At 71.8% G+C, this 12,535-nt stretch carries 8 protein-coding genes; 5 read left to right on the top strand and 3 right to left on the bottom strand.

Going from position 1 to position 12,535, the window contains the following annotated elements; all coding sequences use genetic code 11:
• The first annotated feature begins 11 nt into the window (after positions 1-11).
• Positions 12-2,570 carry an aminopeptidase N gene (gene pepN / locus OG534_RS24450; RefSeq protein WP_326590717.1) on the top strand — a complete coding sequence of 853 codons (2,559 nt, stop codon included), beginning with the start codon at positions 12-14 and terminating at the stop codon, positions 2,568-2,570.
• A gap of 323 nt (positions 2,571-2,893) precedes the next feature.
• A complete protein-coding gene (locus tag OG534_RS24445; protein WP_326590715.1) occupies positions 2,894-3,856 on the top strand; it encodes a hypothetical protein in 963 nt (320 codons plus the stop codon).
• On the opposite strand, the gene OG534_RS24440 is transcribed toward OG534_RS24445, so the two are convergent.
• A complete protein-coding gene (locus OG534_RS24440; RefSeq protein WP_326590713.1) occupies positions 3,832-4,728 on the bottom strand; it encodes a pyridoxamine 5'-phosphate oxidase family protein in 897 nt (298 codons plus the stop codon). The two genes, OG534_RS24445 and OG534_RS24440, sit on opposite strands and share 25 nt — an antisense overlap.
• Before the next feature lie 119 nt (positions 4,729-4,847).
• On the opposite strand from OG534_RS24440, the gene OG534_RS24435 reads away from it, so the two are divergent.
• Positions 4,848-5,408, top strand: a complete 561-nt coding sequence (locus tag OG534_RS24435; RefSeq protein WP_326590711.1) for a CGNR zinc finger domain-containing protein — start codon at positions 4,848-4,850, stop codon at positions 5,406-5,408.
• 273 nt (positions 5,409-5,681) lie between these two features.
• Positions 5,682-9,005 (top strand): S8 family serine peptidase, encoded by a 3,324-nt coding sequence (locus OG534_RS24430; protein WP_326590709.1) that lies wholly within the window; start codon positions 5,682-5,684, stop codon positions 9,003-9,005.
• 134 nt (positions 9,006-9,139) lie between these two features.
• Here OG534_RS24430 and OG534_RS24425 read toward each other — a convergent pair whose 3' ends face one another.
• A complete protein-coding gene (locus OG534_RS24425) occupies positions 9,140-10,630 on the bottom strand; it encodes a M28 family metallopeptidase (protein ID WP_326590708.1) in 1,491 nt (496 codons plus the stop codon).
• 297 nt (positions 10,631-10,927) lie between these two features.
• Here OG534_RS24425 and OG534_RS24420 point away from each other — a divergent pair, with 297 nt between their 5' ends.
• Positions 10,928-11,956, top strand: coding sequence for an aspartate-semialdehyde dehydrogenase (locus tag OG534_RS24420; protein ID WP_326590706.1), 1,029 nt, complete (start codon positions 10,928-10,930; stop codon positions 11,954-11,956).
• 58 nt (positions 11,957-12,014) lie between these two features.
• Here OG534_RS24420 and OG534_RS24415 read toward each other — a convergent pair whose 3' ends face one another.
• Entirely contained in the window at positions 12,015-12,518 is a 504-nt protein-coding gene (locus tag OG534_RS24415) for a DUF1203 domain-containing protein (protein ID WP_326590704.1), read from the bottom strand.
• Between the last annotated feature and the right edge of the window lie 17 nt (positions 12,519-12,535).

Raw genomic sequence — 12,535 nt, 5'->3', positions numbered from 1 at the left:
AAGGAGTGCACGTGCCCGGAGAGAATCTGTCCCGCGACGAGGCCCGCGAGCGGGCCGAGCTGCTGTCCGTCGACGGGTACGAGGTGGTCCTCGACATCCGGTCCGCGGTCGACGAGGCCGAGCCGGCCGAGGGTCCCCGGACCTTCCGCTCGGTGACGACGGTCCGCTTCCGGGCCACCGCCCCCGGCACCTCCACCTTCGCGGACCTGATCGCCCCTTCGGTGAACACCGTGACCCTGAACGGGCGCGCGCTGGACGCGGCCGCCGTCTTCGACGGGTCCCGGATCGCCCTGGACGGGCTGGCCGCCGAGAACGTCCTGGTGGTGGACGCGAACTGCGCCTACAGCCGGACGGGCGAGGGCCTGCACCGGTTCGTGGACCCGGAGGACGGCGAGGTCTACCTCTACACCCAGTACGAGCCGGCCGACGCACGGCGGGTGTACGCGAACTTCGAACAGCCCGACCTGAAGGCGCCCTACCGCTTCGAGGTGGCCGCCCCCGAGGGCTGGCAGGTGTGGAGCAACGGCGCCGAGGAGTCCCGCGAGGCCGGGGTCTGGCGGTTCGCCGAGACCGCGCCGATCTCCACGTACATCACGTGCGTGGTGGCGGGTCCCTACCACTACGTGACGGACTCCTACACCCGCGGGGACCTGACCATCCCGCTGGGCGCGATGTGCCGCAAGGGGCTGGCGAAGCACTTCGACTCCGACGACGTCTTCCTCGTCACCAAGCAGGGCTTCGACCTCTTCCACGAGATCTTCGACTACCCGTACCCCTTCGGGAAGTACGACCAGGCCTTCGTGCCGGAGTACAACCTGGGCGCCATGGAGAACCCGGGGATGGTGACCTTCCGGGAGGAGTACATCTTCCGCGGCAAGGTCACGCAGGCCTCGTACGAGCGGCGCGCGAACGTCATCCTGCACGAGATGGCCCACATGTGGTTCGGCGACCTCGTCACCATGAAGTGGTGGGACGACCTGTGGCTCAAGGAGTCCTTCGCCGACTTCATGGGGTCCTTCGGACTCGTCGAGGCCACCCGCTTCGACCAGGCGTGGGTCACCTTCGCCAACAGCCGCAAGTCGTGGGCCTACCGCGCCGACCAGCTGCCGTCCACGCACCCGATCACGGCCGACATCCGTGACCTGGAGGACGCCAAGCTGAACTTCGACGGCATCACCTACGCCAAGGGCGCGGCGGTGCTCAAGCAGCTCGTCGCCTACGTGGGACGCGAGGCGTTCCTGGAGGGCGCGCGGCGCTACTTCAAGGCCAACGCGTACGGGAACACCACGCTGGACGACCTGCTGTCGGTGCTCGCGGAGGTCTCCGGCCGGGACATGGCCGAGTGGTCGCGGGCCTGGCTGCAGACCGCGGGCGTGAACGTGCTCACCCCCGTGATCACCTGCGACGCGGCCGGGCACGTGACGGAGCTGGCGGTCGTGCAGGAGGGCGAGGAGCTCCGGCCGCACCGGGTCGCGGTGGGCCTGTACCGGCTGGAGTCCGACGGCACCCTGGTGCGCTACGCGCGGGCCGACGCCGACGTGGCGGGCGCGCGGACCGTGGTCGCGGAGCTGGCGGGCACGGAGCGGCCCGACCTGGTCCTGGTCAACGACGAGGACCTCACCTACTGCAAGATCCGCTTCGACGAGGCCTCGCTGGCCACGCTGCGGGCGCACCTCGGCGACCTGACGGACCCCCTCGCGCGGGCGCTGAGCTGGTCGGCGCTGTGGAACCTGACGCGGGACGGCCTGATGCCGGCGCGCGACTTCGTCTCGCTGGTCCTGGCGCACGCGGGCCGCGAGAGCGACGTGGGCGTCCTGCAGATGCTGCACGGCCAGGCCCTGACCTCGGTCACCCACTACGCGGCGCCGGACTGGCGCGAGCAGGGCGGCCGGCAGCTGGCGGCGGGCGCGCTGCACGAACTGCGGCTGGCGGAGCCGGGGTCGGAGCACCAGCTGACGTGGGCCCGCTTCTTCGCGGCGAGCGCGGCGACGGAGGGCGACTTCCAGCTGCTGCTGGGGCTGCTGGAGGGGTCGGCGCGGATCGACGGGCTGGACGTGGACCAGGAGCTGCGCTGGGACTTCCTGCTGCCGCTGGCCGCGCACGGGGCGGTGGACGAGGGCGCGCTCGGCGCCGAACTGGCGCGCGACGACACGGCGTCGGGCAAGCGGCACCAGGTCCGGTGCCTGGCGGCGCGGCCGTCGCAGGCGGTGAAGGACCAGGCGTGGACGGCGGTCGTCGAGTCGGACGCCCTGTCCAACGCGCTGGTGGAGGCGACGATCGCGGGCATGCAGCAGTCTTCGCAGCGGGGCCTGCTGGCCGTCTACGCGGGGCGCTACTTCGAGGTGATCGAGCGGGTGTGGGCGGAGCGGTCGATCCAGATCGCGATGGACGTGGTGAAGGGGCTGTACCCGTCGCTCCAGGGCGACGCGGCCACGCTGGACGCCACCGACGCCTGGCTGTCGGCGCACGCTTCGGCTCCGCCGGCCCTGCGCCGCCTGGTGCTGGAGTCCCGCGACGACCTGGCCAGGGCCCTTGCCGCGCAGCGGTGCGACGCGACGGCCGGCAGCTAGCCTGCGGCTCGGCTTCCCGGGGCTCCGCCCCAGACCCCGCGCCTCAAACGCCGGCGAGGCTGGATCTTCCAGCCCGTCCGGCGTTTGAGGACCGGGTCCGGGCAGAGCCCGGCTGGGGGTCCTCCCGGACGGAGTCTGGGGGATGGAGAAAGGGCGGGGCGGGGACTGCTCCGCGCAGCGGCATCCCGCACCAGCGCCCGCAGCCGCGCCCGCGCCCCCCATCGGCCGTCGAACGCCCGTACTTTAGCCCCGGCTTGTCCGGATTTGTCGACGGGCGTGTAACAGGGGTTAGCAAGGCCATGGCCTGAGGGAATCACCGCGTCATGAACCAGAACGCACCCCTCCCCCTCGCCCACCTCAGCGCCAGCCGCCCCCGCGTACTGACCCTCGCCCAGCTGCGCGAGCACGGCGTCACCGCCTCCGACGCCGCCGGCCGGCCCTGGCAGCAGATCCTGCCCGGGGTATTCCTGCTCCACTCCGGGCCGGCGACCAGTGAGGAGCGGCTGCACGCCGCACTGCTGTACGCGGGGCGCCGCGGCGCGGGCGAGGCCATGATCACCGGGCTGGCGGCGCTGGCCCTGTACCGGTTCACCTCCGCGCCCGCACTGCTCGCCCTCTCGCACATCGACGTACTGGTGCCCGGCACCCGGCGGCTGCGGTCCACCGGGGACGTGCGGATCGTGCGCGCGCACACGCCGCCGCGGTCCCAGGAGGTGACCGGGCTGCCGGTGGCGCCCGTCGCGCGGGCCGTCGCCGACGCCGTCGCCCAGCTCTCCGACGCGGGCACCGTACGCCGCCTGCTGAGCGAGGCCGTCCGCGGCGGGCACTGCGAACCGGCCGCCGTGGTGCGGGAGCTGACGGTGGCCCGGCTGCTGAACCGGCCGCACGTGGTCGACGCGGTCGAGTCGCTCCTCGCGGAGGGCCGGGCCATCGCCGAGGACCGGCTGTACCAGGTCGTACGGGGCTACGAGCTTCCCGACCCGGTCTGGAACGTGGACCTGCGGCTGCCCGGCGGCCCGCACCTCGGCGGGGTCGACGCGTACTGGCCCGAGCACGCGGTGGCCGTCGAGATCGACACCCGCGCCCCGCGCCAGGGGGAGGACGAGCAGTGGTCCGAGTGCGTGCGCAAGCGCGAGACGCTGGAGCGGCTCGGGGTGACCGTCATCCACATCACCCCGCGCAAGCTCCGTGACTGGCCCGAACAGCAGGCCGCGGTCATCCGGACCGCGCTGACCGCGTCCGGCGACCGCGAGCCCGCCGCCTATCTGGTGGTGCTGCCCAGGTGAGGGGAGTACTCCGGGGTGCTCCACAGCAGCCGCCCCGGGTGCACGCCCTCCACCACCGACTCCACCAGGAAGCGGGTGCGGCGGCTCCCGTCGGCCCCGAACTCCGTCCGGGCCCGGCCGCTGAGCTGGAGGACCGCCCCGCTCTCCCAGTCCGGGAAGAGCAGTCCGGCCCGCGGATCGGCCGCCAGGTTCCCCAGGGTCAGGAACATGGCGTTGCCCGCGAAGTCCGGCCAGGCCAGCTCGGTCGGCGAGAGCACCTCCACGAAGCCCGGCAGCCCGCCCCGGTGACTGGCGTCGGCCCCGTCCGCCTCCGCCGTGGTGGCGACGAAGAAGGTGTCGGCGGCGCGGACGGCCCGCGCCTGGCCGGCCGTGAGCGCGCTGCCGCGCCGCACGACACCCGGTCCCTGCGCGGCGAGCTCCAGCGGCTGCCGCTTCTGCAGGTACTTCGGGCAGTTCCCGAAGACCTGCTCGGCCCCGACGGCGAAGCCCCCGGGCGTCACCGCGAGGGTTCCGTTCAGCCGCATCCGGCGCCGGGTGCGCGGGTCGAGCGCGATGGTCCCGACCCGTGTCCCGGCCGCGGCCAGCGCCTCGGCGAGCGGATCGCCCGCGGGTAGCCCGCCCGCGACCGCGATCCGGTCGGGCCCAGTGGCCCGTACGAACCCGGGCGGGCCGGTGAGCAGCGAGGCCCACATCCGCCCCGCGCCGTCGGCCGCCCCGACGACCAGGTGCGGCTGCAGCCCGAGGAAGGCCGCGGCGACGTCCCGGATGCCGGTGCCGATCGAACGGCCGACGTGCTCGGCGAGTTCGCGTACGCCGGCCCGCTCCTGCACGGCCAGCGGCCCCGCGTGGTACGCGCTGATGGCAGTCGTCATGGCGATACCTTCCCCAGAACGATTCTAACCTTCTACATCGAGATTAAAGGTTAGAACGAGGGTCGTCAACCGGCCACGTACTCTTGAGGGGTTAGCCAGAGCGCCAGGAGGCCGGAGTGATGACGACCGCGGACCCGCGCCCCCTGACCGGGGAGCCGGTCGCCCTCGACCTGCTGAACACGCGGTGGATCCGGGAGGGCGAGCCCGTCGACCTCTTCGCCGGGGCCTTCGGGCTGACCCGGGTCGAAGGACTCGCGCTCTGGCTGGAGAGCGCCGGCCTGGCCGGCCGCTTCCGCGCGGACGCGCCGACCCTGATCCACCTGCTGACCGCCCGCGAGGCCCTGGCCCGCGCGGTGGCGGACCCGGCGGACGAGAGCGCGCGGGCCCTGGTCGACGCGGTGCTGGAGCACGGCCGGATCCGGCTGACCCTGAGCGCCGAAGGACCGGGCGAGCGGGCCGAGTTCGACGACCCCACCTGGGGTCCGGCCTGGACGGCTGCCCGCAACTACCTGGAGCTGCTGGGCTCGACGCCCGAGCGGATCCGCAAGTGCTCCTCCGAAGCGTGCGTCCTGCACTTCCACGACACCTCGCGCAACGGCACGCGGCGCTGGTGCTCGATGGCCGCCTGCGGAAACCGGGCGAAGGCTTCACGCCATTACGCGCGCACGCGCGAGCGCTGAACGACCGAAATCTGTCACACCCGCCCCGGGACGCGACCGCGTCCCGGGGCTGACGCATGGCCACCAAATCGATAAATCGACTCCTCAGCCCCTCTGGTTCGCACCACTGTGCCCCGGTACGGCCGTGCTGGCGCATACCGCGCACTGGCGAGTGTCCGCCATGACAGGTCTCGGTCAATGACAACCGTTCCCAAACAGCTGTCACTTACGACAGGCTGACCGGTCATCCGGCACCGAAATGCGGACCGTTTCTTTCACTTACCAGGGATGCTGATGACCCTCGAATCCCCCAGCTCGATACCCGGGGCCAGACGCGTCGCGCGCGTCGCGGCAGCGGCCGGTCTCGTCGCCGCCCTCGCGGCCACTGGCGCCGCTCCCGTCTTCGCGGCGACCGCCGCCGACGGCCCGGGCGCCAACCCGGCGGTCAAGTCCGCCGACCAGAAGCTCGGTTCGGCTGACGCCGAGCTGCTTCAGGAGGCCAAGGCCAAGGGTGACGCCAACGTCACCGTCATGGTCGCGACTGCCCCCGGCCAGACCAAGCAGGTGGCGGACCAGCTCGGCGCCGTCAAGGGCGCCTCCGTGGGCCAGACGTACGACAACCTCGGTTACGTGCGCGCCAACCTGCCCACCGCCCAGGCCGAGGCCGCCCTGAAGGCGGCCGCCAAGCTGTCCTCCGTGCACGGCATCGACCTGCGGCACGAGATCCAGCTGCCGGACCCGCGCCCCGACGCGGGCCGGGAGGCCGGCGCGGCCAAGAAGACCGCCGCCGAGACCTACGCGGCGCCGGACAAGAACACCCCGGCGAAGAACCCGTACAACCCGTCCTTCGAGACCGGCGCGGTGGACTTCGTCGAGAAGAACCCGCAGGCCGACGGCCGCGGCGTGACCATCGGCATCATGGACTCGGGTGTCGACCTCGGCCACCCGGCCCTGCAGAAGACCACCACCGGCGAGCGCAAGATCGTCGACTGGGTGACGGCGACCGACCCGATCGCCGACGGCGACGCCACCTGGCGCGCCCAGATCACCCCGGTCACCTCCACCGGCGGCGCCTTCACCGCGGGCGGCCAGAGCTGGAAGGCCCCGGAGGGCAACTTCCAGTGGAGCCGCTTCAGCGAGTCGATCACCGCCACCGGTGACATGCAGGGCGACGTCAACCGCGACGGTGACACCACCGACCGGTTCGGCCTGCTCTACGACGTGGCCGCCGGCACCGTCCGCGTCGACACCGACCAGGACGGCGACTTCACGAACAACGAGCCGATGAAGCCGTACAAGGACGGCTACCAGATCGGCTACTTCGGCACGGACAACCCGGCGACCGAGATCGCCGAGCACATCCCGTTCGTGATCGAGATCCGCAAGGACGTCCCGATGGACCCGCTGGGCGGTGACTGGGTCGGCAAGAAGGCCGACTTCGTCAACGTCGGCATCATCGAGTCCGAGCACGGCACGCACGTCGCCGGCATCACCGCCGCCAACAGCCTCTTCGGCGGCAAGATGAACGGCGAGGCGCCCGGCGCCAAGCTCGTCTCCTCGCGCGCCTGCTCCTGGTCCGGCGGCTGCACCAACATCGCGCTGACCGAGGGCATGATCGACCTCGTCGTCAACCGCGGCGTGGACATCGTCAACATGTCCATCGGCGGTCTCCCGGCGCTGAACGACGGCAACAACGCGCGCGCCGAGCTCTACAAGAACCTCATCGACACCTACGGCGTCCAGCTGGTCATCTCGGCCGGCAACTCGGGCCCGGGCGTCAACACCATCGGCGACCCGGCCCTCGCGGACAAGGTCATCTCCGTGGGCGCGTCGGTCTCCAAGGAGACCTGGGCCGCCAACTACGGCTCCGGCGTGGCCACGAAGTACAACATGTTCCCCTTCTCCTCGCGCGGTCCGCGTGAGGACGGCGGCTTCACGCCGACCATCACCGCCCCCGGCGCGTCCATCAACACCATCCAGACCTGGATGCCCGGCGCCCCGGTGAAGGAGGCCGGCTACAACCTGCCGGCCGGTTACGGCATGCTCCAGGGCACCTCGATGTCCTCGCCGCAGGCGGCGGGCGCCAGCGCCCTGCTGCTCTCGGCCGCGAAGCAGCACGGCATCAAGCTGACGCCGTCCTCCCTGCGGGTCGCGCTCACCAGCAGCGCGAAGAAGATCGCGGACGTCCCGGCGCACGCCCAGGGTTCGGGTCTCATCGACGTCCTCGGCGCGTGGGAGTCCATCCAGGGCGACGCGAAGGCCAACGAGTTCACCGTCAAGGCGCCGGTCGACACCGCGATCGACCAGTTCCTCAAGACCCCGGGCTTCGGCGCCGGCCTGTACGACCGCGAGGGCGGCCTCAAGGTCGGCCAGAAGAAGGTCTACAACGTCGTCGTCACCCGCACCACCGGCGTCAAATACGGCACCCGGCACAACCTGAGCTGGCGCAACGACGACGGCACCTTCAAGGTCATCGGCGGCTACGACTACGTCACCCTGCCGCTGAACAAGCCCGTCACCATCAAGGTCGAGGCCAATGCCAAGACGGCCGGCGTGCACAGCGGCATCCTGCAGCTGGACGACGAGACCACCGAGGGCATCGACAAGCAGATCCTGACGACCGTGGTCGCGGCGGCCCCGCTGGCCAAGCCGTCCTTCGCCCTGTCGGAGAAGTCCTCCGTGCAGCGCAACAGCCACAAGTCGTACTTCGTGACGGTCCCGCCGGGCACCAAGACCCTCGAGGTCGCCCTCGGCGGTCTCGCGGCAGGCAGCCAGACGCGCTTCATCGCGATCCACCCGTACGGCACGCCGGTCGACCCGACCTCCACGGTCAACTGCTACCCGAACTACGACAACCCGGCGAACACCTGCCGCCCCGACGTGCGCTCGTACCCCGAGCCGACGCCGGGCGTCTGGGAGATCGAGGTCGAGTCGCGCCGTACGTCGCCGCTGCTCGACAACCCGTTCAAGCTGGACGTGTCCGTGCTCGGCGCGGCCTTCGACCCCGCGGTCAAGGTCCTGCCCGAGGTGAAGCAGGGCACCCCGGCTCCGGTCCAGTGGAACGTCAGGAACGATGCCGCGGCCATCACCGGCGGCAAGCTCCAGGGCGGACCGCTCGGCTCCGCGAAGGTCGCCAAGCCGACCATCGCGAACGGTGAGACCCACACCACCGAGATCGCGGTGCCCGCGGGCACCTCGCGCCTCGACGTCGCGATCGGCAAGGTCTCCGACACCGCCGCCGACCTCGACCTCGAGGTCTACAAGGACGGCGTCAAGGTCGGCTCCGCCGCCGACGGCGACTCCGAGGAGGCCGTGAGCCTGGTGAACCCGGCCGCGGGCACCTACACCGTCAAGGTGATCGGCTACGCGGTCCCGGCCGGCTCCACCACGTACGACTACCGCGACGTGTTCTTCTCGGCCGCCCTGGGCTCCGTCCAGGTCGACGAGGCCGCCGCGGTGAACCTCGCCACCGGCGCCACCGCGCAGGTCTCGGCGAACGTCCTGGTCACCAGCGCGGCCCCCGAGGGCCGGCAGTTCTTCGGCCAGGTCCAGCTGCTCAACGCCCGCGGCACCGCCGCCGGCACCGGCAGCGTGCAGATCGAGAAGGTCCTCCCGTAGCACCCTGCGGCAGGAAACCGAGGGGGCGGCGCTCTGACGAGCACCGCCCCCTCGGGCTTTCCCCCTCGGCCCGCTCCCCTTCGGGCCTCCCCCTCGGACCGTTCCGTTCCCCCCTCGGACCGTTCCCCGGGTCCCTACGGCCTGCCGAGCGAGCGCAGCGACTCGGCGTAGGTGCCGACCGCGTGCGCGATCACGTCCAGGTTGGTGTCGAAGACCTTGAGGTCGACGTTCTTCAGGTCGTCCCCCGCCCTGTGGTAGTTCGGGTCGTACGGGGCCCCCGCCGTGCCGCCGTACCGCGCGGCCTGCTCGGCGGTCTTGACGCCCTCGGCCCCGGTGAAGGTGCCGCCGGCCGGGATGCCGTTCGCGATGAACGGGCCGTAGTCGGAGCGGCCGTCGAAGTCGCTGCCCTCGTGCGGCTTGCGCTTCTTGTCGAGGAAGCCGTTGATCAGGGCCTCGATCTGCGCCGAGCCCGCCGGGCCCGCGCCCGCGCCCGTCTTGTCCGAGTCGTCGCCGTCGTAGACGAACTGCACCGGGTTCGGCGAGGCGATCATGTCGAAGTTCAGGTAAAGCGCGATGTCCTTCTTCTGCTTCTCGGACAGCTGCGCGACGTAGTGCTCCGAGCCCAGCAGGCCCAGCTCCTCCGCCGACCACCAGCCGAAGCGGACCTTGTTGGCGGGCTGCTTGCCCTTGCCCTTCTTGTTGGCGCCCTCCTCCGCGAGCTTGAGCGCCACCTCCAGCAGACCGGCCGAGCCGGACCCGTTGTCGTTGATGCCGGGACCCTCGGGGACCGAGTCCAGGTGGGCGCCGACGGTCACCACGCAGTCGGAGCGGCCGCCCTTCGTCTCGGCGATCACATTGCGGGTGGTCTTCTTCACGTGCTCCTGGTCGAGCTCCAGGCGTACGGACACCTCGCCCCCGGCCGCGGCCGCGGCCAGCGCCTCGCCGTCGGCCAGCGTGATGCCGGCGCTCGGGATGATCCCCTCCGCGGGCGAGGAGAACCCGCCGCGCACCGGGGTGGTGCCGCTGTGGTTGTAGACGATGACGCCGATCGCGCCCGCGGCCGCGGCGGCCCGCTGCTTCTCCACGAAGGTGCAGGCACCCCGCTTGACCAGGGCGATCTTCCCGGCGAAGGCGCCCGCCGGGTAATCGTCCGCCGTGCAGCCGGGGGTCTCGTCGACCCGGGCGGGCGCGAGCGGCGCGGCCAGGCCGCCGGCCGGGGTGGACCGGGTGAAGGTGAAGGCGGCGGTGGCCAGCTCACGGGTGCCCTGGCCGAGGACGGTGGTCTTCTCCGTCCTGGTGTGCGCCTCGTAGATGTCGAAGTCCTGGTACGAGACGTCGTACCCGGCCTTCTTCAGCGTGTCGTGCACGTACGCGGCGGAGGCCGCGTGGCCGGGCGTGCCGGCGGCGCGGTTGCCGCCGTTGGCGTCGGCGATCTGCTGGAACTTCGCCAGGTGGCGGTAGGCGCCGCGGACGCCGACCTCCTCGACCAGCTCCTTGGCCAGCCTGCCCTCGCGCGGGTGGGCGGCCGCCGGAGCGGCGGACAGCAGGACGGGTGCGGCGACGGCGGCGGCCGCGAGGGCGGCGAGCGCCGGTATGGACCGGCGGCGGTGGCGGATGGCGCGCACGGTGGATCTCCCCGAGTCGGAATGTTGGGCCGGTACGGTCGGTACGGCCAGTACGGCCTGTTCGGTCTGTGGTCCGCCATGTCCGGATACCGGTCATGGCAGATCGGACGCTAACCGGCTCCGACCTGGCAAAACGGCGGTTCAGGGGCCCTGCAACACGCCCGCCACACACTCGTCACGCCGGTTCACATTCAGGACACCGTCCGTTCCTCGGACAATGGATTGGACAAGGCTCGTGGGGTCGAACGCATGATGGCTTCACGCGCGCCCGCGTCGTACGTACCAAAAGGAGTCACCGTGAGGGTCGGAATCGTCGGAGCCACCGGACAGGTCGGCGGAGTCATGCGCGGCATCCTCGCCGAGCGGAAGTTCCCGGTGGACGAGCTGCGGCTGTTCGCCTCGGCCCGTTCCGCGGGCTCCACCCTGGAGTGGGAGGGCCGGGAGATCACCATCGAGGACGCCTCCACGGCCGACTACTCGGGCCTGGACATCGTGCTCTTCTCCGCGGGCGGCGCCACTTCCAGGGCCCTCGCCGAGAAGGTCGCCTCGCAGGGCGCCGTCGTGATCGACAACTCCTCCGCCTGGCGCAAGGACCCCGAGGTCCCCCTGGTGGTCTCCGAGGTCAACCCGCACGCGATCGCCCACCGCCCCAAGGGCATCATCGCGAACCCGAACTGCACCACCATGGCCGCGATGCCGGTGCTGCGCCCGCTGCACGACGAGGCCGGCCTGTCCGCGCTGATCGCCACCACCTACCAGGCCGTGTCCGGCTCGGGCCTGGCCGGCGTCGCCGAGCTGCGCACCCAGGCCTGCGCGGTCTCCGAGGCCGCCGACCAGCTGACCTTCGACGGCGGCGCGGTGGACTTCCCGGAGCCGGCCGTCTACAAGCGCCCCATCGCCTTCAACGTGGTCCCGCTCGCGGGCTCGATCGTCGACGACGGCTCCTTCGAGACCGACGAGGAGCAGAAGCTCCGCAACGAGTCCCGCAAGATCCTGGAGATCCCGGAGCTCAAGGTCTCGGGCACCTGCGTGCGCGTGCCGGTCTTCTCCGGACACTCCCTCCAGATCAACGCCCGCTTCGACCGCCCGATCAGCGTCGAGCGCGCCTACGAGCTCCTGAAGGACGCCCCGGGCGTCGAGCTGTCGGAGATCCCGACCCCGCTCCAGGCCGCCGGCAAGGACGCCTCGTACGTCGGCCGCATCCGCGCCGACGAGACGGTCGACAACGGCCTCGCGCTGTTCCTCTCGAACGACAACCTCCGCAAGGGCGCGGCCCTGAACGCGATCCAGATCGCGGAGCTCGTCGCCGAGGAGCTGCGCGGCTGACGCAGCCGCCGTGCGCAGAAGGGGAGGGAGCCCGCCCGGCTCCCTCCCCTTCTGCGTGTCACGGCTTGCGCACCTCGAAGAGGAAGCAGCCGAACTCGACGGCCCGCACGTGCACGAGGGCGACCTCCGGATCGGCGAAGGCCTCGTCCAGGGCCTGCCCGATCACGGCCCCGGGTTCCTCACCGAGGGTGAGGAACCGCCCGCCGAGGATGTGCCCGCGGGCGCTGTAGCGCCGGGCGGTGCGCTGCACGCCCGGCCGGGCGAAGGGGTATCCCCCGCCCCCGGACGGCGGCCCGCCGCAGTCCTCGGCGTGCACGAAGACGGGCCCCTGCTCGTCGTACGCACCGGGCTGCGCGCCGGTGGCCGCGGCCCAGCGCCGCAGCGGTGCGTACGAGACGAGCGCGATCGCCTCGCCCGCCTCGCTCGGGCGCAGGCAGCACCTCAGCGGAGCGCCGCCCTCCTCGTCGGTGTACGGGACGCACCCGCGCCCCGCGTCGTCACGTACCCGGAGCTCCTGGAGCACCGCTCCCTCGATGGGCCTCGCCCAGTACCTGCTGCTCATGCCCACCAGCGTGCCGC

The organism is Streptomyces sp. NBC_01294 (assembly GCF_035917235.1).
In the GTDB taxonomy this organism is placed as follows: domain Bacteria; phylum Actinomycetota; class Actinomycetes; order Streptomycetales; family Streptomycetaceae; genus Streptomyces; species Streptomyces caledonius.
This window is presented reverse-complemented; position numbering and strand designations above follow the sequence as displayed.